This is a genomic window from Ruegeria sp. AD11(2025) (assembly GCF_056542405.1).
The window spans coordinates 91,753-115,292 of record NZ_JBQFZU010000012.1 but is presented as its reverse complement, the minus strand read 5'-3'; the positions used below and the strand labels follow the sequence as shown (position 1 = coordinate 115,292).

Below are 23,540 nucleotides of genomic sequence, written 5' to 3'. Positions count from 1 at the left end.
CTGTAGGTGAGGGACGCTGATGGCACACGCTAAAAACCATGATTATCACATTCTGACCCCGTCGATCTGGCCGCTATTTGGCGCGGTCGGCGGCTTTGTGATGCTGTTCGGAGCCGTCCTCTGGATGCACGGCATCACCTCGTTCATGTTCTGGGCCGGTCTGGTGGCAGTTCTCTACACCATGTTTGCATGGTGGTCCGAAGTGGTGGCCGAAAGCCGCGCGGGCGATCACACACCAGTTGTTCGTATCGGCCTGCGCTATGGTTTCATCCTGTTCGTGATGTCCGAGGTGATGTTCTTTTTCGCCTGGTTCTGGTCGTTCTTCAAACATCGCATGTACCCGATGTACGATTATGCAGGCACCGAATACATCCAGCCGGATATCCATGCGGTTGACCCGTTCCACCTGCCGCTGATCAACACTCTGGTTCTGCTGCTGTCGGGGTGTGCCATCACCTGGGCGCACCATGCTCTGGTCCATGGCAATGATCGCAGGGCGCTGGTGCAGGGTCTGGCCATCGGTATTGCTCTGGGCATCGCATTTACCTTCCTGCAGGGCTTTGAATATTATGAACTGCTGGCCCATGAAGGTTGGAAATTCGGCGATGACCAGTTCTATTCGAACTTCTTCATGGCCACTGGTTTCCACGGTGCGCATGTGATCATCGGCACCATCTTCCTTTCGGTTTGTCTGATCCGGGCTCTGCGGGGTGACTTTACGCCCGAAAAGCACGTCGGGTTCGAGGCCGCGGCCTGGTACTGGCACTTCGTTGATGTTGTGTGGTTGTTCCTGTTCTTCGCCGTCTACATCTGGGGTCAAGCGCCACTGATGTAACGCCGGTTGGGCTGTTCAATTGCAAAAGCCGCCCTTTGGGGCGGCTTTTTCTCAATTAGGTAGCAAGATTGCGCCCCATACAATTGCGTGGTTGCAATTCGGTCCGCGTGCCCCTTAACAAGACGCCGGTTCCGGATTTGCAACATGGTCTATAGATGCGCCGCATTCTCTTTTTGATGATTTTCGGTCTTGCCGGCTTGGGCGTGTTGCTCTGGCTGGGCATCTGGCAAGTGCAGAGGTTGGCGTGGAAACAGGAAGTGCTGTCGGACATCGAGGCCAGGATTGAGGCGAAGCCTGTGGGCTTGCCACGGGATATCTCGCCAGAGCGAGACAGATATTTGCCGGTGACGGTGGCCGGAGAAATGGAGCCGGGAGAAATCCATGTTCTGGTTTCGGTCAAGCAGGTTGGGGCGGGGTATCGGATCATTCAATCCTTCAGCACGGAAGCCAGGACCATTCTTGTGGACCGGGGTTTTGTGCAGACGACTGCCAAGCAGGCTGATCGCTTAACCGGGCCGATGGAGGTTACTGGCAATCTGCACTGGCCGGACGAGATCGACGGTTACACGCCCGAACCAGACATTGACGACAACATTTGGTTTGCCCGGGACGTGCCCAATTTGGCTGCGGCCCTGGGGGCCGAGCCTGTACTGTTGATCGCCCGATCGGAAACGGACCCGGGTGTTACGCCTCTGCCGGTGGATACGGCGGGCATTCCCAACGATCATCTGCAATACGCAATCACATGGTTTGGTCTGGCTCTGGTCTGGGCCGCGATGACCGGCTATTTCCTGTGGCGCAGTCGCGCCCCTTCTGAAAGTGAAGAACAATGAAATACATCTCGACCCGTGGCCAAGCGCCTGAACTGACCTTTGAAGAGGCGATGCTGACCGGGCTGGCCCGTGATGGCGGCCTGTACCTGCCCGCCGAGATCCCGGTGATGTCGAAGGACGAGATCGCTGCGCTGGCCGGTCTGCCCTATGAGGAGATCGCGTTTCGGGTGATGTGGCCGTATGTCAGCGGCTCGTTCGCCGAGGATGAATTCAAGGCGATCATCGCCCGTGCGTATGAGGGCTTTGACCATGATGCGCGTGCGCCGCTGAAGCAGCTGAATGAGAACCACTTCCTGCTGGAACTTTTCCACGGTCCAACGCTGGCGTTCAAGGACTTTGCCATGCAGCTGATCGGACAACTGTTCCAGGTGGCCCTGAAGCGGCGCGGTGAACGTGTGACCATCGTGGGCGCCACCAGCGGGGATACCGGCTCGGCCGCGATTGAGGCGTTCCGGGGGCTGGACGCAGTGGATGTGTTCATCCTGTTCCCGCATGGCCGTGTCTCGGAAGTGCAGCGCCGCCAGATGACGACGCCTGCGGATAGCAACGTGCATGCGTTGGCCGTGGATGGTGATTTCGATGATTGTCAGGCCGCGCTGAAAGACATGTTCAACGATTTCGATTTCCGGGATGACGTGAAGCTGGCGGGTGTGAACTCGATCAACTTCGCGCGGGTTTTGGCGCAGATCGTTTATTATTTTTCGGCTGCCGTCAGCCTTGGCGCACCCCATCGCAAGGTCAGTTTTACAGTGCCGACCGGTAACTTTGGCGACATCTTCGCGGGCTATCTGGCAAAACGTATGGGACTGCCCATTGACCGTCTGGTCGTGGCGACCAACCAGAATGACATCCTGCATCGCTGCCTGTCTGGCGAGGGGTATTTCAAGGGCGACACCATCCCCTCGATCAGCCCGTCGATGGATATTCAGGTCAGCTCGAACTTTGAGCGCGCGCTTTATTATACCTATGGCGAGGATGGCGGTGCTGTCGCTCAGTTGATGGATGAACTCAAGACCGGAGGCTTCAACGTCAGCCAGGGCGCGATGGAAGCCCTGCGCGAAAGCTTTGACTCGGGTCGCGTGTCTGAGGACGAAACTTTGGAAACAATCAAGCACACGCTGGCTCACAGCGCTGAGCTGGTCTGCCCGCACACCGCAGTCGGCATCAAGGTTGCGGAAGAGCACCGCGCGGCAGACGTGCCGATGATCACTCTGGCCACTGCACACCCGGCGAAATTCCCGGCGGCGGTCGAGAAGGCGAGCGACGTGCATCCGCCTCTTCCCTCCCGCATGTCTGATCTGTATGAACGTCCGGAACGGGTGACCCGCATTGCCAACGATCTGGGCGCCCTTGAGGATCATATCAGAAGGCATATTGCTGAGTGACAGTCAGACAAGACCAACTGAAGAACGGGTTTCGTATCGTCAGTGAAAACATGCCGGGGCTGCAATCTGCGGCCATCGGCATTTGGGTGACCGCCGGCGGGCGGCATGAGCGGATCGAGCAGAACGGGATTGCGCATTTCCTTGAGCACATGGCGTTCAAGGGCACCGAGCGGCGTTCTGCGCTGCAAATCGCCGAAGCGATCGAGGATGTGGGCGGGTACATCAACGCCTATACCTCGCGCGAGGTGACGGCCTATTACGCGCGGGTTCTGAAAGACGATGTGGCGCTGGCGATGGATGTGATCGGCGACATCGTTCTGAACCCGATCTTTGATCCGCGCGAGATCGAGGTCGAGCGCGGCGTGATCTTACAGGAAATCGGCCAGGCTTATGACACGCCCGATGACGTGATCTTTGACTGGTTGCAAGAGCAGAGCTATCACGATCAGCCGTTGGGCCGCACCATTCTTGGCCCGACCGAGCGCGTAAGTGCGTTCTCGCGTGAGGACCTGTCGGGATTCGTGGCCGAGCATTACGGCCCCGAGCAGATGATCCTGTCGGCCGCTGGCGCCGTGGATCATGACCAACTGATGAAAATGGCTGAAGAGATGTTTGGCTATCTACAGCCGCGCAGGGGCCTTATCCCCGAAGTAGCACGGTTCACAGGTGGCGAAGCGCGGCAGGAGAAAGAGCTGGAACAGGCGCATTTCGCGCTAGCGTTGGAAAGCCCGGGCTATCGCGACGATGCGATCTATACGGCACAGATTTACTCGACTGCATTGGGCGGGGGTATGTCCTCGCGCCTGTTTCAGGAAGTGCGGGAAACGCGCGGGCTCTGCTACACGATCTTCGCGCAAACCGGGGCCTATGCGGATACCGGGACGACGACGATCTATGCAGGGACCTCCGCCGATCAGGTAGCGGAACTGGCGACAATTACTATCGACGAGATGAAGCGCGCCGCCGAGGACATGTGCCCCGAAGAGGTTGCTCGTGCGCGTGCCCAGATGAAGGCTGGAATGCTGATGGGGCTGGAAAGCCCGTCGAACCGGGCGGAACGTCTGGCGCGGTTGGTGCAGATCTGGGGCCGAGTACCCTCGCTTGAGGATACCGTCGCCAAGATCGATGCGGTCAGCACCGAGGACGTGCGTGCCTTTGCCGAAGACATGGCCGTAAAGGCCCCGGCAGCGCTGGCCCTTTATGGTCCGGTTTCCGGTGCACCCACCTTGGCTGAATTGCAGGAGAGGCGCGCGGCGTGATGCTGTTGGGCAGACGCAAGCTGAAACTCGAAACCGAGCGCCTGAGCCTGCGCCCGCCCGTGCATTCCGACTTCAATGACTGGGCGGCGCTGCGGCGTGCGTCCAAGGAATTCCTGACCCCGTGGGAGCCGGTCTGGGCCAAGGATCACCTGAGCCGGAAATCCTTTACCAATCGGGTCTATTGGGCGCAGAGGTCGGTTTCCAGCGGCACCGCGATCCCTTTGTTCCTGTTCCGCCGATCTGACGATGTGCTGCTGGGCGCAATCACCTTGGACAATGTGCGTCGCGGTCCGGCACAGGCAGGGACGCTGGGGTATTGGACCGGTGAGGCCTTCGCCCGCAACGGGTATATGCGCGAGGCGATTGGGGCCGTGGTGCACCACGCCTTTACCCGTCTGGACCTGAGCCGGATCGAGGCTGCCTGTCTGCCGGAAAACAAGCCCTCACGCGGGTTGCTGGAAAGCTCGGGCTTCAAATACGAGGGCGTGGCGCAGTCTTATCTGCAGATCAATGGGCGCTGGCGGACGCATGTTCTCTATGCCAGCCTGCGGTCGGACCGGCGCGGAAAGACTGACGCAGGGTAGGGCGTGGCGCGGGCAAGGAAGCCGATGGTCTGGATCAGCCATGCAATGATGAGCGTTTCAAATATCAAAGGGTTTGAAGCTGAGCTAGTCCTGAGTGACAAATAACGCACTATCGAGGTGTTGACCCGGAATAAGCTTGGAAAAGTTCAGCCAGACAAAATTTCCCCAAAAGAATTACATGCAAAATGCAAAGACAAAAAGGAAGGGAAGCAACCCCACCTATTCATGGTTGGAGGTTTTTGGGCGGTTTCTTCTGACTGTGCCGCTGTTTTGCGTCAATTCGATCTGGGTGAGGGAAAGCTCTATCCAGTGAAACTGCTTCAACATGACCGTACCAAGCCCGTTGAAGGCGAGTACTTTTGTTTGAACTTTGGTGCGCAGAGGACGGCCGTTCTTGCGGATCAATCGCCACGCATAGATTAGCCTAGCGCGAACCATGACGTCTGGGAGCCTATGGCGTGCAGGACAAGGATATCGCTGCCTCGTCGAACGCTTAGGAAGGACTGGATCTTTGGATGGACACGCGGTTGCACCGCGCTTTTTTTGTGAGTGATCCGTTGGTACAAGCCTTACGCGTAGCGAAGGTTTCTCGCCCATTCGCGCTGCGCAAGTGCGTCGTCATCTAAGACTGCCGCTATGACCAGCCCCGTGTTTTCGCTGACCCACTATTTGCAGGGGTGACTTAACTGCGCGCTGCGCTACACTTCCCTCATGCGCTGGATTGTTGCGGCATTGATGGTGATTTCGGGCGGGGCTGCGGCGCAGGAGCGGCGACCGAGCCATTGTATAGCCATCGCGGATGCTGCGCCTGGAATCGAGTATGTTCACAAGGCCGCGTGGCAGGACCCGATACCCGAGTATTCAGTTCGGATCAGCTATATCGCCCATGCCTCGTTTCTGATCCAGACGCGCGGCGGGTTGAACGCGGTGACCGATTTCACCGGCTTTATCGGCAGCGCTGATCTGATCCCGGATGTGGTCACTATGAACCACGCGCACAGCACCCATTGGACCGCGCATCCCGATCCGGCCATTCCGCATGTACTGCCCGGCTGGGGAGATTTCGGGCAGGGGATCGAGCATCACCTTGATCTGGGTGAGATGCTGGTGCGCAATGTCTCGACCGATATCCGGTCCCCCTATGGCGGGGTCGAAGAGCGTGGCAATTCGATCTTTGTGTTTGAGATCGAAGGGCTGTGTATCGGTCACCTAGGGCATCTGCATCATGTGCCGTCGGACGAACAGTTTGCTGCCTTGGGGCGGTTGGATGTGGTGATGGCCGCAGTGGATGGCGGCACGACCATGCCTCTGCCCGAAATGATCTCGGTTTTGAGGCGGCTGAAAAGCTCGGTCATTATCCCGATGCACTGGTTTTCCGGCTTTTCGCTGGACCGGTTTCTGGTTGATATCCGCAATGACTTCCCGGTCGAGCGTAATGGTGTCTCGGAACTGACAGTTTCGTTGAAGACGCTTCCGGACCGGCCCACCGTAGTGGTGCTGGAGCCGCGCTATCTGATTGAATTGGAATAGGGCTTGTGGGGGTAAGGCTGCTTGGGCAAGGAATGGGTATGATACTGAATCCTGCCGATGAGACCCTTGCCAAACTGATCCGGGCCGATCTGGGCGACGATATCCTGCGCCCTGTCACCGAACGTTACTTGGAGGAACCGCGTCGCCGGTTTGCCGGGCAGGCGGGGCTGCTTGCCCTGCCGCGAACAGTTGAGGACGTGTCTGCATTGGTCCGACTGGCCTCGGAAGCGCGGGTTCCGGTTGTACCCTATGGCGGTGGCACTGGGCTGGTGGGCGGGCAGGTCATGCCCGATGGGCCTGCGCCGCTGTTGATCTCGCTGGAGCGGATGACGGCGATCCGGGCGGTGTACCCGACCGAGAACATTCTGATCGCCGAGGCGGGTGCCATTCTGGCCGATGTTCAGGCCGCAGCTGAGGACGCCGACCGGCTGTTCCCCCTGGCGCTGGCGGCGCAGGGATCATGCCGGATCGGTGGGAACCTCGCCACCAATGCGGGCGGGGTGAACGTTCTGCGCTATGGCAATGCGCGCAATCTGTGTCTGGGGTTGGAGGTGGTTTTGCCCAACGGTGAGATCTGGCACGGGCTAAGCCGCTTGCGCAAGGACAACACTGGGTATGATCTGCGCAACCTGTTGATCGGGTCCGAGGGGACGCTGGGGATCATCACGGCGGCCTCTCTGCATCTGTTTCCGCGGCCCGAAGCGGTGGGAACCGCGATGCTACAGATCACGTCGCCTGAGTCCGCGATCGAGTTGCTAGCGTTGACGCGGGACCAGTTGGGTGATGCGGTCAGCACGTTTGAGCTGATCCACCGGCAGGGGCTGCAATTCCTGACCGAGGTGCTGCCGGATGTGCGGCAACCCTTTGTGACCCAGCCGGAATGGTGCGTGCTGATCGAAATAGGGTTGTTTGCCGGGCACGCACCGTCGGAGGCGCTGGAAACGCTTTACGCCGCGGCGGACAAGGCTGGATTGGTTGGTGATGCGGTCATCGCGCAGAGCGAGGCGCAGCGTATGGACCTCTGGGCCGTGCGCGAACGCATCCCCGAGGCGAACCGTTTGATCGGGTCGGTGTCGAGCCACGATATCTCAATCCCGATCTCGCGGATTCCCGAGTTTATTGGTCGTGGTGCCGAAGTGGTGGCAGGGCTTGGCCCATTCCGCATCAATTGCTTTGGGCACATGGGGGACGGCAATCTGCACTACAACGTTTTTCCGCCGCTGGGCCATGACCGGTCAGAATTCGATGGGCAAAGGGAGGCTGTGAAGCACGCCGTGCATGATCTGGTTAACGCGTTCGACGGATCCGTTAGTGCCGAACACGGGGTTGGGCGGCTCAAAACCGGTGATTTGGAGACATACGGGGACGCGACTAAGTTGGCAGCCATGCGTGCCATAAAAACCGCGCTGGACCCTATGGGGATCATGAACCCAGGCGCGGTTCTAAGGTGAAGGCGCGGCCCTTGGCCGTGTCGGGCCGCGCCGAAGTATTTACGATCCCGGCAGGATGACCTTGTCGATGACGTGTATCACGCCATTCGAGGTCTCGATATCGGCCTGAACGACGTTTGCGTCATTCACCATGACACCGTTGTCCAGATCGATCGTGATGTCCCCGCCCTGAACCGTGGCTGCGGTCATATCGTCGGACAGATCGCCCGACATCACTTTGCCCGGCACCACGTGATAGGTCAGAACCGCGACCAGCTGATCCTTGTTCTCGGGCATAAGGAGCGTTTCCACAGTGCCTTCGGGCAGGGCCGCAAAAGCGTCATCCGTGGGGGCGAACACGGTGAACGGGCCTTCACCCTTCAGCGTGTCCACCAGATCGGCGGCCTGAACAGCAGCGACGAGGGTTTCAAAGCTGCCGGCACCGACGGCGGTGTCGACGATATCCTTGGAGTGACCATCAGCGAAAGCGGATGTGCCGACGAGCAGGCTGGCCACACCGGCGTAAGCGATTTTGCGAAACATGATACAAATCCCTTGTTGAAATGCCTCAAGCGGCATCAACAGGGGTACGGGTTCCCCTCACAACAAGATCACTGAATGTGTCTTTGGGATCGGGTTGATATTAGGCTAAACTGCGCTAAGCCCGCTTAGCCTCGGAAATCCACTCACAAATTTGTGACCGCAGAGTGCCTACAGCCCTTCGAATTCGCACAGAATATGCACGTCCATGCCCATGTCTTCCAGCACCTTGCGGCCGCCCAGTTCCGGCAGGTCGATAATGAAGGAGCATGAGACGATCTCACCGCCCAAGCGTTCGATCAACTTGATTCCGGCGGCGGCTGTACCTCCGGTTGCCAGCAGATCATCGACGACAAGGATTTTCTCGCCCGGTTGAATAGCGTCGTCGTGAATCTCGACGATGGCCTCACCATATTCCAGTTTATAGTCTTGGCTGATGGTTGTGCCGGGCAACTTGCCCTTTTTGCGGATCGGGACAAAGCCGACGCTCAACTGGTGGGCAATTGCGCCACCGAGGATGAAGCCGCGGGCCTCAAGTCCGACAACCTTGTCGATCTGCTCGCCAGCATAGGGGTGCAACATTTGGTCAATCGCCATGCGGAATCCGCGTGGGTCGGCAAACAGGGTGGTAACGTCCCGGAACATGATCCCTTCGTGCGGGAAATCAACGATGGTTCGGATGTAATCTTTGACCGACTTGTTTCTGGACATGGCCAACCCCTCTGGCGTCAAAACACGCGGGCGTGTTTGGCCCATTGGGGTCAGCCTTGCAAGGAAAGATTGCCGTCGCCTTACTTGCGACGATGCAAAACAGAGTTCGGCAGGCTTTTGTACCGGTAAAGCGAGGCAGGCAGCCACGACAGATGCGGTTTGCGCCAGTTGCGCTGGTCTCGCAAAAGAAATGCCTGAGCAGCATGAAGGTTCATTGCCATATTCCCCATTTTATTGTTAGGTGCTCGATAACTACAATTTCTATGCTATGTATATACAATGCATCGCTTGCAGAATCAAGGGTTGAACAGGGGCAAGACGCGTGGGAAAGAAAGACGGTAGAGGTTCTACCAAGAAAAACAGTCAGTTGGTCTTGCGATTGGACAAGGATGAACGCGACGCATTTGTCGAACTTTGCAAGGAACTGGATACCTCAGCCGCACGGGAAATCCGGCGGTTCATCCGTGGTTTCATGAAGGAACACGCCGAGGATTGATCCTCAGGCCGGGCGACGCAAGACGGCGGTTGCTACCCCCATTCCGATCAGAGTCAAACCGCCGAACCGGGTCATCGCAGTGATGACGCCAGCCCGTCCGATCATCCGACGCAGCCTGTCGGCCAGCAGTGCGTATGCCAGCGCGTTCAGCCAGGCGAGGCTGACGAATGTTGCGATCAGGATTGCGAATTGCGGGCCCAAGGGTTCTGCCGGTCGCAGGAATTGCGGCACGAACGCAATGAAGAATGCGATGGATTTCGGGTTCAGCGCGGTGACGGCGCCGGCGTGGCCAAAGACGCTGCGGGCGGTGACATCGCGCCCGGTTTCCACTGTCTGCAGCCCGCCCGCGGGCGCGCTGCGCAGCAATTTGATGCCCAGCCACACCAGATAGGCCGCACCCACCCATTTCAGCACGGAAAACAGGGTGGCTGAGGCCAGCACCAGGGCCCCCAACCCCAGCAGTGACGCTGTCATGGCCACCAGATCCCCTACCGCGACCCCTGTGGCCGAGGCCACGGCAACACTGCGCCCCTTCGAAAGAGCATAGCTGAGCACCAGCAGAACGGTCGGCCCTGGGATCAGAAGCAAAGCGGTCGATGCGGCCACAAAAGCCAGCCAAAGGTCAAGAGACATGGGGGTTCCTGTTCAAGTGTCGAACTCACCAAGCCTCGGAGCGGCGGCAAGGTCAAGCCTTTCGTGGATCGTTCCGATACCTGTTTCGGACGAACAGTTCACGAGCGTGGACAAGTTTTTGTTTCGTCTGTCCCGGGCATGGCGCCCGGCCTGCGCCGAATAAAGATTCTGTTAAGGCTCGTACATCTTTCTTGAAACACGCGTCCGACACTCCAAACTTGGATGAACTCAGGATTGGAGGCAAACGTGACGCAGACGTCCCCTGACTACTCGAAAGTGTTCGAAGACATGTCCCGGTCGAAGACCATGCGGGTGAAACGTGTGCTTACCCTTTTGGTCCTGATCGCTGGTGTTTTCTATGCCGGGATCGTCGGGTACATGTACGCAAATCAAAACGCGCTGCTGTACAAGCCTTCCGGAGAATTGCCCGACCCCAAGGCTGTTGGGCTGGCAGATGTGGACGTAATCAAAGTCCCCATGTCCGACGGTGTAGTACTGACCACATGGTCCGCACCGCCAGCGATTGAGGGCGCGCCGACGGTTCTGTTCTTTCATGGTCAAAGCGGTAATCTGGGCGACCGGGCTGACCGTATGCGTGAAATTCTCAACAGCGGTTATGGCTTGCTTGCGCCCAGCTATCGCGGATTTCCAGGCAGCGAAGGTGAGCCTTCGGAACTGGCGCTGGTCTCAGACGGGATTCATCTGTTTGACCGTTTGGAGGTAGTGGGCGCAGACATTGTCCTGCATGGCCAGAGCCTCGGCACCGGCATAGCGGCTGCGGTGGCCCAAGAGCGCCCAAATGCGCAGCTGCTGGTGCTTGAGGCACCGTTCACTGCTACTGTGGATGTGGCGGCCGAGCGGTATCCGTTTCTACCGGTCTCGGCCCTGATGAAAGATCAGTTCGCCACCCGTGACTTGATCGACAGTATCACCGTGCCAACACTGATATTTCACGGGACCGAGGACGAAACCATCCCGCTGCACCACGGTAAAGCTCTGGCGGCGATGTCTGGGGATACTGCCCAACTTCATGTTATCCCCGGCGGAACTCATAACGACCTCTGGTCGCATGGGCTGTGGGCCGAGGTCCAAAGCGCGTTGGGGCAACAACCTGGCTAAAGGATGCGACCAGCAACCGCATCCAGCTTGGCCAGCAGCGCCGGATCGCGTTTTTCCGGCGCAGTCAGGATGGCGTACTCCAATGCCCGGTCACACCCGTGCGGGCAGGGCACCCGCTCGGTGCCCAGCAGGTCGGGTAGGCCTTTCACCAACGCCCGGCCTTTTTCGGCATTGCCGGTCAGGGTGGCGATGATGGCGGTCACGTCGACCTCTCCATGATCCGGATGCCAACTGTCGTAATCGGTGACCATGGCGATCGAGGCATAACAAAGCTCGGCCTCGCGGGCGAGTTTGGCTTCGGGCATGTTGGTCATGCCGATCACATCGCAACCCCAATGTTCACGATACATTTTCGATTCCGCCAGTGACGAGAACTGTGGCCCTTCCATCGCCAGATAGGTGCCGCCGCGGTGAATGGTGATACCCGCAGCCTTGCCAGCCGTTTCACAGGCATCGGACAGGCGCGGGCAAGTGGGGTGGGCAACGCTGACATGGGCGACGCATCCGGTGCCGAAGAAGCTTTTCTCGCGGGCAAAGGTTCGGTCGATGAACTGATCCACGATCACGAAATCCCCTGGTGCCATATGCTCGCGAAACGACCCGCAGGCAGAAACCGAGATCACATCCGTCACCCCCAGCCGCTTCAGCGCGTCGATATTGGCGCGATAGGGGACTTCGGTCGGCGAATGCACATGCCCGCGTCCGTGGCGGGGCAGGAAGGCCATGCCCACGCCTTTCAGCGATCCGGTCAGAATCTGATCCGACGGATCGCCCCATGGGGTTTCAACGGTAACCCATTCCGCATTCTCCAGCCCATCGATCTCATAAATGCCTGATCCACCGATGATGGCGATTTTGGTCTGGGTCATGGCTGCTCTCCGCATAAAAAAACCGTTGAGGAATTTCTGCGGGGCGGCAAAGGATTTGGCAAGTGGCTTCAACGGTTTGTGTCAGGCACTTGTCCGGTATGCGTCTGGCGCATATCAGGGTCCCGTCTGACGCGGTATCTCAGGCGGGGTTTGACCGCTAAAAGGCCCCTTTCGCGCGAACAAAAATACCAACAGGACTGTCCCATGCCCCGAGCCATGCTGGCAAGCTTTGCCAATCGTATTGTCAAACCCGACTTGCGTTGGGTACCGGACGAGGGGCTGACTGCTTCGCGCCTGCGGATCGAACTGCTGTCCGGTCTGACTGTGGCGTTGGCGCTGGTGCCCGAAGCAGTGGCCTTTGCCTTTGTTGCCGGGGTGCATCCGCTGGTTGGTTTGTATGCGGCCTTCATGGTCGGTCTGATCACGGCGCTGATCGGCGGTCGTCCGGGCATGATCTCGGGCGCGACCGGGGCGCTGGCCGTGGTCATGGTGGCGCTGGTCGCTGAACATGGGGTTGAATATCTGTTCGCAACCGTAGTGCTGATGGGCATCCTGCAGGTGATTGCCGGGGCCATGCATTGGGGGCGGTTCATCCGTCTGGTGCCGCATCCGGTAATGCTGGGCTTTGTGAACGGCCTGGCCATCGTGATCTTCCTTGCGCAGCTGGGCCAATTCAAGGTGCCGGGTAGCATGGAAAACACCGGCCACGGCGTTGGTGGGGGCGAATGGCTCTCGGGTCTGCAGCTATACACGATGCTGGGGCTGGTGGCGCTGACAATGGCGGTGATCTGGGTCATGCCGCGTATCACGCGCATCGTTCCTGCACCGCTGGCGGGTATTCTGGTTGTCGCCGCGCTTGTGATCGGCTTTGGGCTGGATGTGCCACGCGTCGGCGATCTTGCTTCGATTGAGGGTGGGCTGCCCGCATTCCACATTCCGATGGTGCCGCTGAATTGGGAAACCTTTGAAATCATCCTACCTTACGCGGTCATTCTGGCCGCCATCGGCTTGATTGAATCGCTACTGACGTTGAACCTTGTGGGTGAAATCACCGGCAAGCGGGGAGGGGCCTCGCAAGAATGCATCGCGCAGGGTGTCGCCAACGTGGCCACTGGGTTCTTCGGTGGTATGGGTGGTTGTGCCATGATCGGTCAGTCGATGATCAACGTAAAATCCGGCGGCCGCACCCGCATCGCGGGCATCGCGGCAGCGCTGTTCCTGCTGGTGTTCATCCTGTTTGCCGCGCCTCTGATCGAGCAGATCCCGCTGGCCGCGCTGGTCGGGGTGATGTTTATGGTGGTGATCGGAACCTTTGCCTGGAACTCGTTCAAGATCCTGCGCAAAGTGCCTCTGACCGATGCGTTCGTGATCGTGCTGGTGACCGTTGTCACCGTGATGGAGGACCTTGCGGTTGCCGTCGTCGTTGGTGTCATCGTCTCGGCGCTGGCCTACGCGTGGAACAATGCCAAGCGCATTCACGCCGTTACCCGCGACTCTTCGACCGAAAAGGGGGCTAAGGTCTATGAGATCCAAGGCCCACTGTTCTTTGGTTCGTCTGATGGGTTTGTCGAGTTGTTCGATGTGCCGAAAGATCCGGCAACGGTGATCGTGGACTTTGCCGAAAGCCGCGTTGTCGACCAGTCTGCGCTGCAGGCGATCGAGAACATCGCCGCCAAATACGAGGCCGCAGGCAAACGCGTCATGCTGCGGCACCTCAGCCGTGACTGCCACAAGCTGCTCAACAAAGCCGGTCACCTGATGGTCGATAGCGATGATGACCCGGATTACGAGCTGGCGGTGGATTACTCGGTTCGCACCGGCATTCTTGGTGGGCACTGATTTTTGCGGGGCTCTGGCTCGGGCTCCTGGTTATTTTCAGTCAGATGAAAACAGGGTGTCCTTTTTCATCTGACTGGCCTCAAACCCCTCGGGGTAGGCGGCTGTGAGCAACGCCCCTAAGCCGGTGTCAATCGTCTGGGCGGCTGAGAGAAAACAGCTCGGTGACCACCGAATAGTCCCGATATCCAAGCCGCGCGAGTGGGTTAAAGGCCGTCACATCAAAAATACCGTCTTTCAGGCAATCGTCACGCAGGTGAACACCGGTGACCTCGCCGAACACGACCCGGTTTGACTCTCCCGGTAGAGTGACGATCTGCGTCAGCTTGCATTCCAATGCGGCCGGAGCGCCCTCGACCCGGGCGCAAGGGATAGTTTGGCATTCAACCGCTGTCAGACCGGCATGTTCGAATTCGTCGTGATGTTTGGGCAAGCCTGCGGAGCTGGCATTCATCGCATCCCGATGCGCGTGGGCAACCACGTTCACGCAGAACACGCCGGTTGCCTCGATATTCGATACACTGTCCTTACCGCCGTCCTGATCAAGCTTGGTTCCCGTTGATGCGAACATCACTTGCGGTGGCGTGTAGGCGACGCCGTTGAAAAAGGAATAGGGCGCCAGATTGTTGATCCCATCCGGACCGCGGGTGGAAATCCAGCCGATCGGGCGGGGGGTAATGACGGCGTTGAACGGATTGTGCGGCAGTCCGTGGCCGTCTTCGGGGCGGTAGAACATCTGATCTCCAAGCGTTTGCCCAAGGCGTACCGAAGTGCTAGGGCGAAAGCCAGCAAGTAAAAGAGGGCCGGGGTGCAGCAGTTCGAGATCAGGCCGGAAGAGCCGGATGATTGGTGGGAGGTCGAAGCCCTTTATGACCTGTGCTTTGCGCCGGGGCGCGAGGCGCTGTCCTCGTATCGTCTGCGCGATGATGTGCCACCTGTGACAGGAATGTCATTGGTGGCGCGGGACGGGCAAGGCATTCTGGCCGGGGCCATCCGATTCTGGCCAGTGCATGTGGGCGATCACGATGCGCTGCTGCTGGGGCCGGTGGCTGTGCACCCTACCCATCAGGGCGAAGGCTTGGGCGGATTTTTGATCCACGAAGGTATTGAGGCCGGTCGGGCGTTGGGCTGGGATCGCGTCATGTTGGTCGGTGATGCGCCCTATTACGCCCGATTCGGGTTCTGCCGTCTCAACGGGATAGAGATGCCGCCGCCCACCAACCCGGACCGTGTTCTGGGGTTGGAGTTGCTGCCAGGAGTTTGGAAGGGTGTACGCGGCCCGGTGACCCGGTGGAGTCGCTGACCTATTGAAACGCAGTCCATAAAACCCGATGTCTAAAGGGCAGGAGGGTGTTAATGCAGGACGTGGTTCTTGTCGAAAAGCTGGATGCAGAAGCGGAACTTGACCGTTTGGCCGGGTATTACAGGTCTGCTGGCGGTCCGGGCGTCAAGCTGTTGAACAGTCTGGGCGGGTCGGCTGAATCTCTGCTGGAACAATTGCCGGAACCTATCCGGCAGGGTCTAACGGGTGCGACGGAACAGGCTCTTTGGCTGGCGATGCACGTGGCGGAAGGCTCGCGCCGTGCTGTTCCCGATCAGCGTCCCTGGGTCAATACCGCAGTGACTACAGCAATGGGCGCGGCGGGTGGTTTGGGCGGTGTGTCTACTGCTTTGATGGAATTGCCTGCGACCACCGCGATGCTGTTGCGCGCGATTCAGGGCGCCGCGGCGCGCGAGGGGTTTGATCCATCCGAAGAAGGTGTGAAATTCGACTGTGTGCGCGTGCTGTCGGCGGCAGGGCCTTTGTCCAATGACGATGGTGCCGATCTCGGTTTCTTTTCCGTCCGATTGACGTTGACCGGCCCGGCCATGCAAAAGCTGGTCGCGACGGTTGCCCCGCGTTTGTCCGTCGTGTTGGGGCAAAAACTGGCGGCGCAATCCGTGCCCGTTCTTGGGGCGATCGCCGGGGGCAGCACCAACTATGTCTATACGCGCTATTACCAACAGATCGCCCGCGTTCATTTTGGTCTGCGGCGCTTGGCGATTGACGCCGATATCCCGCATGATGATCTGGTGCGGAAGCTGGCAGCGCGTATGTGATCCAAAGCCGAGGGCTTGGAGAAAAACGCTTTATATGGTACCTGTTTTACCGAGGGCCCGCTAAATAAGCAAAAAATTGCGGGAAGACAGGCAAGAATTGCAGTTGAAAGGCGGCACAGCGTGACTGATGCCAGACTTGCGCCATATGTTTCGCGAAAGACTCGGCACTTGCCGGTGCGGCAACAATCGGCTGCGTTATGCTATCGCATTGAGCAGGGGCGCCTCGAGGTTTTGCTGATAACGACGCGAAAATCCCGTCGTTGGATCATTCCCAAAGGATGGCTGATTGACGGTCTGAGCCCGTCCGAGACAGCCAGCCAGGAAGCATGGGAAGAAGCCGGAATTCGCGGGCTGTGCGAGACGCAGGCGCTGGGGCGGTTCCATTATCAGAAGCAGCGCAAGAAAAAGGGGCCAGTGCTATGTTCTGTCGATGTGTTTCCCTTATTGGTGCGGTCGGTGGCCTCTCGTTTTCCTGAATGCAGGCAGCGGGATCGAAAGTGGTTTTCTTCGAAAAAGGCTGCTCAAAAGGTAAATTCTCACGAATTGGCAGTATTGTTACGAAAGCTTGAGCCTGTTAGGCACTGAGTTGCCTTTGGAAGGGCTTGATCTTGCCATGTCCCTCGGTATCTATTCGGCAACCGACATTTGGACGGACCATGATTCAATACGCATTGAAATGCAGCAACGGCCATACATTTGACAGTTGGTTTCAATCGGCCGCCGCTTACGACAAACTGGCGACTGCGGGCATGGTAACATGCGCGGAGTGCGGGTGTCGTGACGTCGAAAAGGCCATCATGACACCACGCGTCCGTCCGGCCCGCAACGCCAAGGCGCGACCTCTTGCGCCGATGCCAGGAGCCGATACGATAGATGTGGCAGCCCCTGCACCTGACGTCGAAAAAGTGCTGGCTGAATGGCGCCGCAAAGTCGAGGAGAGCTCGGACTATGTCGGCAAGGATTTCGCTAGCGAAGCCCGTAAGATTCATCTGGGTGATGCCCCCGAACGGGCAATCTATGGCGAGGCCAGGCCGGATGAAGCGCAGGCCCTGATTGATGATGGGGTGCCGGTAACTCCACTGCCATTTGTGCCCAGCAGGAAGACTAACTAGATCATGCATGTTGTGATTACTGGCGCCGGTCGTGGAATCGGTAAAACGCTGGCGGATCACTATCGGGCGCGGGGAGACACGCTGACCGGCACCGCGCGGGACGGTAGCGCTCAAGTTTTACTGGATGTTACCGACCCGGCGCAGCACGCAGATATGGCGGTGCAACTGGCTGATCAGCCGGTTGATCTGCTGATCTGCAATGCCGGGGTTTATCTGGACAAGGGGCAGGACATCGACGGCTTTCCGGCAGAGATGTGGGCGCAAAGTTTTGCCACCAATGTCACCGGCGTTTTCCTGACCGTTCAGGCCTTGTTGCCCAACCTTCGCGCCGCGCGCGGCAAGGTTGCCATCCTGTCCTCGCAAATGGCGTCGCACACGCGGGCACCGGGCGGTAGCTACATTTACCGTGCCTCGAAAGCCGCCGCATTGAACCTGGGGCGGAATCTCTCCACCGATCTGCGCGCGGACGGCGTCGCCGTGGGCATCTATCACCCTGGCTGGGTGAAGACGGAAATGGGTGGGCCTGCGGCCGAAATCACTTCGGATCAGGCCGCAGAGGGCTTGATCGAGCGGTTCGACGCGTTGTCACTGAATACCACAGGCAGTTTCGAAACCTGGGACGGACGGCCCCACGCTTATTGACGGATCAGCGCGGCGGTGGGGATTTCGTAGACCTCATCCGGGTCAATGAATACCACCGTGAGATCACCGCGGGTTTCGTGGCTGATCTTGGCGGGCGAACTACTGGAACTCGGAACGCCATCGGTGAAGTAGATGCTGCGTACCTCTCCGGCACTCAGTGCCACGGCCAAAGTGGTGGTGCCGCCGTCGTGGTGACGCAATTCGGCGTGGCAGTCGCTTAGTGCCGCGCCGCCCACGGCGCAGGGAACAGTACCCAAAGCATTCTTGCCATCGGTCGCGGCCAGTGTGGATACCTGCGCAATGGCGGGAGAGGACAGCAGGACGGTTGCGATGACAAGGCGGAGCATGGAAAACCTCATGGAAAAAGCGTCGCCCAAGGCTGACACTGCAGCAGTCGGATGTAAAGCGACCCGATACCGCATTCGATGCAGTTTTTGAGCCCTTGCCCTTACGAGCCCCCTCGCATAAGACGCACGGGATCTGAATTCCAAGGCGCGGAGAGACCACCCTCATGCCCGTACTCGTTATGAAATTCGGTGGCACATCGGTTGCCAACCTTGACCGCATCCGCCGCGCGGCCAAACGCATCGGTGTCGAGGTGGCCAAGGGCTATGACGTGATCGTCATCGTTTCGGCCATGTCTGGCAAGACCAACGAACTTGTCGGCTGGGTTGATGAGACTTCGCCGCTGTATGACGCGCGTGAATATGATGCGGTGGTTTCTTCGGGTGAGAATGTGACCGCTGGTCTGATGGCCTTGACCCTGCAGGAAATGGACATACCGGCCCGCAGTTGGCAAGGCTGGCAGGTGCCTCTGAAAACTACCAGTGCCCACAGCCAGGCTCGGATCGAGGAAATTCCGACCGAGAACATCGGCCAGAAATTCGACGAAGGCATGAAAGTTGCCGTTGTCGCCGGGTTCCAGGGTATCAGTCCCGAAGGCCGCATTACCACGCTGGGTCGGGGTGGGTCGGACACCACTGCTGTGGCATTCGCCGCAGCGTTCGGTGCTGAACGCTGCGACATTTATACGGATGTGGACGGGGTTTATACGACTGACCCACGTATCTGTGAAAAAGCGCGCAAGCTGGATAAGATCGCGTTTGAGGAAATGCTTGAACTGGCCTCGCTGGGGGCCAAGGTACTGCAAACCCGCTCGGTCGAGCTGGCGATGCGGTATAAGGTAAAACTGCGCGTTCTCTCAAGTTTTGAAGAACAATCCGACGAGGCCGGTACGCTGGTTGTCGACGAGGAGGATATCATGGAATCCAATGTTGTGGCCGGTGTGGCCTATTCCCGGGACGAAGCCAAGATGACCGTCGTTTCGGTGGCGGACCGCCCTGGTATCGCCTCGACCATCTTTACCGCGCTTAGCGATGAGGGTGTGAATGTTGACATGATCGTCCAGAACATCTCGGACGAGGGTCGCACCGATATGACCTTTTCCTGCCCCACCGACCAAGTGGCGCGCGCCGAAAAAGCGCTGCTGGGCATCAAGGAAAAAGGCGAGCTGAACTACGCAGAACTGGTTGCCGACGAAGACGTTTGCAAGGTCTCGGTCGTAGGTATTGGCATGCGCTCTCAGTCCGGTGTTGCGGCCAAAATGTTTAAAGTCCTCTCGGATGAGGGGATCAACATCAAGGTCATTACAACCTCTGAGATTAAAATTTCCGTCCTGGTGGATCGGAAATACATGGAACTTGCGGTTCAGGCACTGCATGATGCCTTTGAACTGGACAAGGCGGCCTGAGCATTTCAGCCAAGGATCACGCCTAACGCACTAATTTGGTTGGGCCATGGCGGACGGCACCGAAACAGAATCCCGCAAGCTGCTGGGGCGGCTGCGCGAAGAGATGGCGAGCGAAGCCGCCGGTCAGGAACGTCTTGACCGGATCACCAGCCTGATTGCGGACAGCATTCGGGCCGAGGTGTGTTCGATCTACCTGTTCCGCGACGAAGATACGCTCGAGTTGTGCGCTACCGAAGGCCTGTCACCAGAGGCGGTCCACAAGACCCGCATGCGTATGGGCGAAGGGCTGGTGGGCCGCGTTGCGCAATCCGGCAAAGTGATGAACACGGCGGATGCACCTTCGGCCAAGGGCTTCCGTTATATGCCCGAAACCGGCGAAGAGCGGTTTTCGTCCTTCCTTGGCGTGCCCATTCAGCGCCTGGGCGAAAAGCTGGGTGTGCTGGTGGTTCAGTCCCGCGAGGCGCGCGAGCTTTCGGCGGATGAGGTTTATGCGCTGGAAGTGGTCGCTATGGTTCTCGCCGAAATGGCCGAGCTGGGCGCTTTCGTGGGCGAGGGCGCTGCCCTGTCGCCGTTGCACCAGCAATCGGTGCAACTGAACGGTGGCCCGGCGCAAGAGGGCTCGGCAGAGGGACATGTATGGCTGCACGAACCGCGCGTGGTGGTAACCAACCCCATCGCCGAAGACCCGCATCGTGAGCTTGAGCGCCTGAACGAGGCGGTGGAAGAATTGCGCGTCGGCGTCGACAAGATGCTGGAAATCTCGCAGGGGGCTGACAAAGAACAGCTTCAGGTTCTGGAAGCTTATCGCATGTTTGCCAACTCCAAGGGCTGGATGCGTCGGATGGAAGAGGATATCGCCCGCGGTCTCAGTGCCGAAGCTGCGGTTGAAAAGGAACAATCTCAGGCCCGCGCCCGTATGGGGCAGGTCACCGATCCTTATCTGCGCGAGCGGTTGGCCGATCTGGACGACTTGTCCAACCGGTTGTTGCGGATTTTGACCGGGCAGGGCAAGACCGATGGGGCCGACCTGCCGCCCGATCCGATCCTGGTTGCCCGCAATATTGGCCCTGGTGATCTGTTGGAATATGGCCGTTCGCTGAGAGGTATCGTGCTCGAGGAGGGTTCGGTCGGCAGTCATGCCACCATTGTTGCCCGCGCACTGGCGATTCCGCTGGTTGTTCACGTGGGCCGCATCACCACCGAGGCATTGAACGGCGACCACATCCTGGTTGATGGTGATCATGGTGTCGTGCATTTGCGTCCCGAAGACACCGTTGTCAGCGCTTTCAGAGACAAGATCGCGATGCAGGCCAAGGCGCAGGAACGTTACGCCTCGATCCGCGAAACCCCGACCGTGACGCGGGACGGCGAGCGGATCAATCTGGTGATGAATGCGGGCCTGATGGCCGATCTGCCATCCTTGAACAACTCGGGTGCCGAGGGTGTGGGGTTGTTCCGGACCGAATTGCAGTTTCTGATCCGAAACCAGATGCCGAAACGGTCGGAGTTGGTAGCGCAATACCAGCGTGTTCTGGATGCGGCAGGGGACAAACGCGTTGTGTTCCGAACACTGGATATCGGCTCGGACAAGGTTCTGCCCTACATGAAACACGTGGCCGAGCCGAACCCGGCGCTGGGCTGGCGCGCGATTCGCGTCGGACTGGACAAGCGCGGCGTGATGCGGATGCAGTTGCAGGCCCTGTTGCGCGCCGCCAACGGCCGGCCGCTGACAATAATGTTCCCGTTTGTGGCGCAGGCCGATGAATTCCGCGAGGCGAAGTGGGAGGTCAACAAGACCATCGAGCGGGAAAAGCGCCTTGGCCACGTCCTGCCCGAGACAATCGAGGTCGGCGCGATGCTGGAAACGCCATCGCTTGCCTTTGCGCCGCAGAAGTTCTTTGACGAAGTTGATTTCGTCTCTATCGGTGGAAACGATCTGAAGCAGTTCTTCTTTGCCGCCGACCGCGAGAACGAACTGGTGCGTCGCCGCTATGATACGCTTAATGTCAGCTTTCTCTCTTTCATCGAGCGGATCGTGGAGCGCTGCAACATCTCGGACACGCCGCTGTCCTTCTGTGGCGAGGATGCGGGCCGCCCGGTCGAGGCGCTGTGTCTGGCGGCGATGGGCATTCGGTCGCTGTCGATGCGCCCCGCCTCGATTGGTCCGGTCAAGAGCCTTCTGCTGCGGGCCGATTTGCAGTCGCTGCGCAAAATCATCGCTGACGCGCGCCACCGCGGAGAGCAGTCGGTGCGACCCGCTGTCATGGAATGGCTGCGCAATCAAAGCTGATTTCCCAAATCCGGGCTTGCTTTCTGCATCCGCATTGCCTATTCAGACCGTGAATGTTAGCGGTAACATGTTCCGTGTCAAGTGCGCTGCGAAGGGTCGGTGCTATGGTGACTCGGGTGGAAATTGAAGGAGCCTGTCGATGGTTTCACGTGTAATTCCGGTCAGCCCGTTCGATTTGGTGTTGTTCGGCGCCACTGGCGATCTGGCACAGCGCAAGATTTTGCCGGGCCTCTATCACCGTTTTGAAGTGGGCCAGATGCCCGAGGATGCCCGGATCATCGGGACGGCCCGTTCGGATATGGACAGCGATGCGTTTCGTGAGCAGATCCGCACCTCGATGAAGGAATTCGCGCCGGAGTTCAAAAAGGTTGTGCTGGATCAGTTTCTCGGCCGGGTCGAATATGTCCCGGTCGATGCAATGGGTGAGGCGGGTTGGCCAGATCTGGCAAAGGCTCTGCGCCCGGATGTGGTGCGTGCCTTCTATCTGTCGGTCGGCCCCAGCCTGTTCTCGGGCATTGCGCAACGTTTGCATGAACATGGGCTGGCCACGCCGGATAGCCGCATCGTGGTGGAAAAACCCTTCGGACACGATCTGGCCTCGGCCAAGGCGCTGAACGAAGGCTTGCGCGCCTGTTTCGAAGAGCATCAGATTTACCGGATCGATCACTATCTGGGCAAAGAGACGGTGCAAAATCTGATGGCCCTGCGCTTCGCAAATTCGCTGTTCGAGCCGCTGTGGAACGCGACCCATATCGACCATGTGCAGATCACCGTGGCCGAAACCGTCGGGGTCGAGGGGCGCGGAGCCTATTACGACCAGTCCGGCGCCATGCGGGACATGATCCAGAACCATCTGGTGCAGCTTCTGTGCCTTACGGCGATGGAGCCGCCCTCGAAATTCTCGCCCAACGCCGTACGTGATGAAAAGGTCAAGGTAATCGAGGCGTTGGAGCCGATTGAGCCTAAAGACATCGCGCGCGGTCAGTATCGCGCGGAACATGGGCAAGGCGGCTATGTCGATCATGTTGGCAATCCCGCCAGCCGGACCGAAAGCTTCATTGCCCTCAAGGTTCATCTGGGCAACTGGCGCTGGGCCGGGGTGCCGTTTTATCTGCGCACTGGCAAACGTCTTCGGGCACGGGAATCCGAGATTGCCGTGTTCTTCCGCGATCCCCCGCATACGATCTTTCCGAATGTCGGCCCGCTGCACGGCAACGTGCTGGTGATCCGTTTGCAACCGGACGAAGGCATCACCTTGCGCACCACCATCAAAGACCCCGGCCCGGGCGGCTTCCGACTGTCAGACGTGGCGCTGGACATGAGCTTTGCCGACGCGCTGGGCGCCGAGGCCAGTGTGCCTGACGCCTATGAAAGGCTGGTGATGGACGTCATTCGCGGCGACCAGACCCTGTTCATGCGCGGGGATGAGGCCGAGGCCGCCTGGGCCTGGGTCGATCCCATCATTCAGGGCTGGGAGGATCGGGGCGATCGCCCGGCGCGTTATGATCAGGGCAGTTCCGGCCCCGAAGAAGCATTGATGCTGATGCATCGCGATGGGCGCCGCTGGCGTCAGATCGGAGGTTAAA

25 protein-coding genes are annotated in these 23,540 nt (G+C 59.0%); 18 read left to right on the top strand and 7 right to left on the bottom strand.

Annotated elements, in window-relative coordinates:
- Positions 1-19 precede the first annotated feature (19 nt).
- The 5 genes from ACR1XY_RS13415 (at position 20) to ACR1XY_RS13395 (ending at position 4,896) form a co-directional block, all read left to right on the top strand.
- Complete coding sequence (locus ACR1XY_RS13415) at positions 20-835, top strand: cytochrome c oxidase subunit 3 (protein ID WP_480593914.1); 816 nt, start codon at positions 20-22, stop codon at positions 833-835.
- Positions 836-990: 155 nt separating this feature from the next.
- The gene (locus ACR1XY_RS13410) at positions 991-1,668 is read left to right on the top strand and encodes an SURF1 family protein (protein ID WP_480593913.1); all 678 of its coding nucleotides are present in this window, start codon (positions 991-993) and stop codon (positions 1,666-1,668) included.
- The gene (gene thrC, locus ACR1XY_RS13405) at positions 1,665-3,053 is read left to right on the top strand and encodes a threonine synthase (RefSeq protein WP_480593911.1); all 1,389 of its coding nucleotides are present in this window, start codon (positions 1,665-1,667) and stop codon (positions 3,051-3,053) included. The genes ACR1XY_RS13410 and thrC overlap by 4 nt, the downstream gene beginning before the upstream one ends.
- Positions 3,050-4,312, top strand: coding sequence for a M16 family metallopeptidase (locus tag ACR1XY_RS13400; RefSeq protein ID WP_480593909.1), 1,263 nt, complete (start codon positions 3,050-3,052; stop codon positions 4,310-4,312). The genes thrC and ACR1XY_RS13400 overlap by 4 nt, the downstream gene beginning before the upstream one ends.
- Positions 4,312-4,896, top strand: a complete 585-nt coding sequence (locus tag ACR1XY_RS13395; RefSeq protein WP_480593908.1) for a GNAT family N-acetyltransferase — start codon at positions 4,312-4,314, stop codon at positions 4,894-4,896. Before ACR1XY_RS13400 ends, ACR1XY_RS13395 begins: the two co-directional genes overlap by 1 nt.
- 219 nt (positions 4,897-5,115) lie before the next feature.
- Here ACR1XY_RS13395 and ACR1XY_RS13390 read toward each other — a convergent pair whose 3' ends face one another.
- A complete protein-coding gene (locus ACR1XY_RS13390) occupies positions 5,116-5,301 on the bottom strand; it encodes a hypothetical protein (protein ID WP_480593907.1) in 186 nt (61 codons plus the stop codon).
- Between the two features lie 306 nt (positions 5,302-5,607).
- Between ACR1XY_RS13390 and ACR1XY_RS13385 the strand changes: the two genes are divergently transcribed.
- On the top strand, positions 5,608-6,426 hold the full coding sequence (locus ACR1XY_RS13385) for an MBL fold metallo-hydrolase (RefSeq protein ID WP_480593906.1): 819 nt from the start codon (positions 5,608-5,610) through the stop codon (positions 6,424-6,426).
- A gap of 38 nt (positions 6,427-6,464) precedes the next feature.
- The gene (locus tag ACR1XY_RS13380) at positions 6,465-7,877 is read left to right on the top strand and encodes an FAD-binding oxidoreductase (RefSeq protein WP_480593905.1); all 1,413 of its coding nucleotides are present in this window, start codon (positions 6,465-6,467) and stop codon (positions 7,875-7,877) included.
- Positions 7,878-7,916: 39 nt separating this feature from the next.
- On the opposite strand, the gene ACR1XY_RS13375 is transcribed toward ACR1XY_RS13380, so the two are convergent.
- A complete protein-coding gene (locus tag ACR1XY_RS13375; protein ID WP_480593904.1) occupies positions 7,917-8,399 on the bottom strand; it encodes a fasciclin domain-containing protein in 483 nt (160 codons plus the stop codon).
- Positions 8,400-8,567: 168 nt separating this feature from the next.
- Entirely contained in the window at positions 8,568-9,107 is a 540-nt protein-coding gene (locus ACR1XY_RS13370) for an adenine phosphoribosyltransferase (RefSeq protein WP_480593903.1), read from the bottom strand.
- A 322-nt stretch (positions 9,108-9,429) separates the two neighbouring features.
- On the opposite strand from ACR1XY_RS13370, the gene ACR1XY_RS13365 reads away from it, so the two are divergent.
- Complete coding sequence (locus ACR1XY_RS13365) at positions 9,430-9,603, top strand: hypothetical protein (RefSeq protein WP_480593902.1); 174 nt, start codon at positions 9,430-9,432, stop codon at positions 9,601-9,603.
- A 3-nt stretch (positions 9,604-9,606) separates the two neighbouring features.
- Here ACR1XY_RS13365 and ACR1XY_RS13360 read toward each other — a convergent pair whose 3' ends face one another.
- Positions 9,607-10,236 (bottom strand): LysE family translocator, encoded by a 630-nt coding sequence (locus ACR1XY_RS13360; protein ID WP_480593901.1) that lies wholly within the window; start codon positions 10,234-10,236, stop codon positions 9,607-9,609.
- A 246-nt stretch (positions 10,237-10,482) separates the two neighbouring features.
- Between ACR1XY_RS13360 and ACR1XY_RS13355 the strand changes: the two genes are divergently transcribed.
- Positions 10,483-11,355 (top strand): alpha/beta hydrolase, encoded by an 873-nt coding sequence (locus ACR1XY_RS13355; protein ID WP_480593900.1) that lies wholly within the window; start codon positions 10,483-10,485, stop codon positions 11,353-11,355.
- Here ACR1XY_RS13355 and ACR1XY_RS13350 read toward each other — a convergent pair.
- Complete coding sequence (locus ACR1XY_RS13350; RefSeq protein ID WP_480593899.1) at positions 11,352-12,224, bottom strand: S-methyl-5'-thioadenosine phosphorylase; 873 nt, start codon at positions 12,222-12,224, stop codon at positions 11,352-11,354. The two genes, ACR1XY_RS13355 and ACR1XY_RS13350, sit on opposite strands and share 4 nt — an antisense overlap.
- 204 nt (positions 12,225-12,428) lie before the next feature.
- Between ACR1XY_RS13350 and ACR1XY_RS13345 the strand changes: the two genes are divergently transcribed.
- Positions 12,429-14,063, top strand: coding sequence for a SulP family inorganic anion transporter (locus ACR1XY_RS13345; protein ID WP_480593898.1), 1,635 nt, complete (start codon positions 12,429-12,431; stop codon positions 14,061-14,063).
- 127 nt (positions 14,064-14,190) lie between these two features.
- Here the strand turns inward: ACR1XY_RS13345 and ACR1XY_RS13340 are convergent, their stop codons facing one another.
- Positions 14,191-14,796: a flavin reductase family protein gene (locus tag ACR1XY_RS13340; RefSeq protein WP_480593897.1), complete on the bottom strand. Its 606-nt coding sequence runs from the start codon at positions 14,794-14,796 to the stop codon at positions 14,191-14,193.
- A gap of 72 nt (positions 14,797-14,868) precedes the next feature.
- Between ACR1XY_RS13340 and ACR1XY_RS13335 the strand changes: the two genes are divergently transcribed.
- From ACR1XY_RS13335 to ACR1XY_RS13315, 5 genes are all read left to right on the top strand, one after another.
- On the top strand, positions 14,869-15,363 hold the full coding sequence (locus ACR1XY_RS13335) for a GNAT family N-acetyltransferase (protein ID WP_480593896.1): 495 nt from the start codon (positions 14,869-14,871) through the stop codon (positions 15,361-15,363).
- 53 nt (positions 15,364-15,416) lie between these two features.
- Positions 15,417-16,160, top strand: a complete 744-nt coding sequence (locus tag ACR1XY_RS13330; RefSeq protein WP_480593895.1) for an EcsC family protein — start codon at positions 15,417-15,419, stop codon at positions 16,158-16,160.
- Positions 16,161-16,175: 15 nt separating this feature from the next.
- On the top strand, positions 16,176-16,745 hold the full coding sequence (locus ACR1XY_RS13325; RefSeq protein ID WP_480593894.1) for an NUDIX hydrolase: 570 nt from the start codon (positions 16,176-16,178) through the stop codon (positions 16,743-16,745).
- A 71-nt stretch (positions 16,746-16,816) separates the two neighbouring features.
- A complete protein-coding gene (locus ACR1XY_RS13320; protein ID WP_480593893.1) occupies positions 16,817-17,272 on the top strand; it encodes a DUF1178 family protein in 456 nt (151 codons plus the stop codon).
- 3 nt (positions 17,273-17,275) lie between these two features.
- The gene (locus ACR1XY_RS13315; protein WP_480593892.1) at positions 17,276-17,914 is read left to right on the top strand and encodes an SDR family NAD(P)-dependent oxidoreductase; all 639 of its coding nucleotides are present in this window, start codon (positions 17,276-17,278) and stop codon (positions 17,912-17,914) included.
- Here ACR1XY_RS13315 and ACR1XY_RS13310 read toward each other — a convergent pair.
- Positions 17,908-18,261, bottom strand: a complete 354-nt coding sequence (locus ACR1XY_RS13310) for a hypothetical protein (RefSeq protein ID WP_480593891.1) — start codon at positions 18,259-18,261, stop codon at positions 17,908-17,910. The two genes, ACR1XY_RS13315 and ACR1XY_RS13310, sit on opposite strands and share 7 nt — an antisense overlap.
- Before the next feature lie 164 nt (positions 18,262-18,425).
- Here ACR1XY_RS13310 and ACR1XY_RS13305 point away from each other — a divergent pair, with 164 nt between their 5' ends.
- From ACR1XY_RS13305 to zwf, 3 genes are all read left to right on the top strand, one after another.
- Positions 18,426-19,664, top strand: coding sequence for an aspartate kinase (locus tag ACR1XY_RS13305; protein WP_480593890.1), 1,239 nt, complete (start codon positions 18,426-18,428; stop codon positions 19,662-19,664).
- Between the two features lie 46 nt (positions 19,665-19,710).
- Positions 19,711-21,954: a phosphoenolpyruvate--protein phosphotransferase gene (ptsP, locus tag ACR1XY_RS13300; protein ID WP_480593889.1), complete on the top strand. Its 2,244-nt coding sequence runs from the start codon at positions 19,711-19,713 to the stop codon at positions 21,952-21,954.
- 139 nt (positions 21,955-22,093) lie between these two features.
- The gene (gene zwf, locus ACR1XY_RS13295) at positions 22,094-23,539 is read left to right on the top strand and encodes a glucose-6-phosphate dehydrogenase (protein WP_480593888.1); all 1,446 of its coding nucleotides are present in this window, start codon (positions 22,094-22,096) and stop codon (positions 23,537-23,539) included.
- Position 23,540 lies beyond the last annotated feature (1 nt).

Coding starts and splice junctions, on each gene's coding strand:
- ACR1XY_RS13370 (WP_480593903.1), bottom strand. CDS start 9,107: ATGTCCAGAAACAAGTCGGTCAAAGATTACATCCGAACCATCGTTGAT.
- ACR1XY_RS13385 (WP_480593906.1), top strand. CDS start 5,608: ATGCGCTGGATTGTTGCGGCATTGATGGTGATTTCGGGCGGGGCTGCG.
- ACR1XY_RS13415 (WP_480593914.1), top strand. CDS start 20: ATGGCACACGCTAAAAACCATGATTATCACATTCTGACCCCGTCGATC.
- ACR1XY_RS13345 (WP_480593898.1), top strand. CDS start 12,429: ATGCCCCGAGCCATGCTGGCAAGCTTTGCCAATCGTATTGTCAAACCC.
- ACR1XY_RS13315 (WP_480593892.1), top strand. CDS start 17,276: ATGCATGTTGTGATTACTGGCGCCGGTCGTGGAATCGGTAAAACGCTG.
- ACR1XY_RS13330 (WP_480593895.1), top strand. CDS start 15,417: ATGCAGGACGTGGTTCTTGTCGAAAAGCTGGATGCAGAAGCGGAACTT.
- ptsP (WP_480593889.1), top strand. CDS start 19,711: ATGGCGGACGGCACCGAAACAGAATCCCGCAAGCTGCTGGGGCGGCTG.
- ACR1XY_RS13320 (WP_480593893.1), top strand. CDS start 16,817: ATGATTCAATACGCATTGAAATGCAGCAACGGCCATACATTTGACAGT.
- ACR1XY_RS13375 (WP_480593904.1), bottom strand. CDS start 8,399: ATGTTTCGCAAAATCGCTTACGCCGGTGTGGCCAGCCTGCTCGTCGGC.
- ACR1XY_RS13360 (WP_480593901.1), bottom strand. CDS start 10,236: ATGTCTCTTGACCTTTGGCTGGCTTTTGTGGCCGCATCGACCGCTTTG.
- ACR1XY_RS13350 (WP_480593899.1), bottom strand. CDS start 12,224: ATGACCCAGACCAAAATCGCCATCATCGGTGGATCAGGCATTTATGAG.
- ACR1XY_RS13305 (WP_480593890.1), top strand. CDS start 18,426: ATGCCCGTACTCGTTATGAAATTCGGTGGCACATCGGTTGCCAACCTT.
- thrC (WP_480593911.1), top strand. CDS start 1,665: ATGAAATACATCTCGACCCGTGGCCAAGCGCCTGAACTGACCTTTGAA.
- ACR1XY_RS13310 (WP_480593891.1), bottom strand. CDS start 18,261: ATGCTCCGCCTTGTCATCGCAACCGTCCTGCTGTCCTCTCCCGCCATT.
- ACR1XY_RS13410 (WP_480593913.1), top strand. CDS start 991: ATGCGCCGCATTCTCTTTTTGATGATTTTCGGTCTTGCCGGCTTGGGC.
- ACR1XY_RS13340 (WP_480593897.1), bottom strand. CDS start 14,796: ATGTTCTACCGCCCCGAAGACGGCCACGGACTGCCGCACAATCCGTTC.
- ACR1XY_RS13380 (WP_480593905.1), top strand. CDS start 6,465: ATGATACTGAATCCTGCCGATGAGACCCTTGCCAAACTGATCCGGGCC.
- ACR1XY_RS13395 (WP_480593908.1), top strand. CDS start 4,312: ATGCTGTTGGGCAGACGCAAGCTGAAACTCGAAACCGAGCGCCTGAGC.
- zwf (WP_480593888.1), top strand. CDS start 22,094: ATGGTTTCACGTGTAATTCCGGTCAGCCCGTTCGATTTGGTGTTGTTC.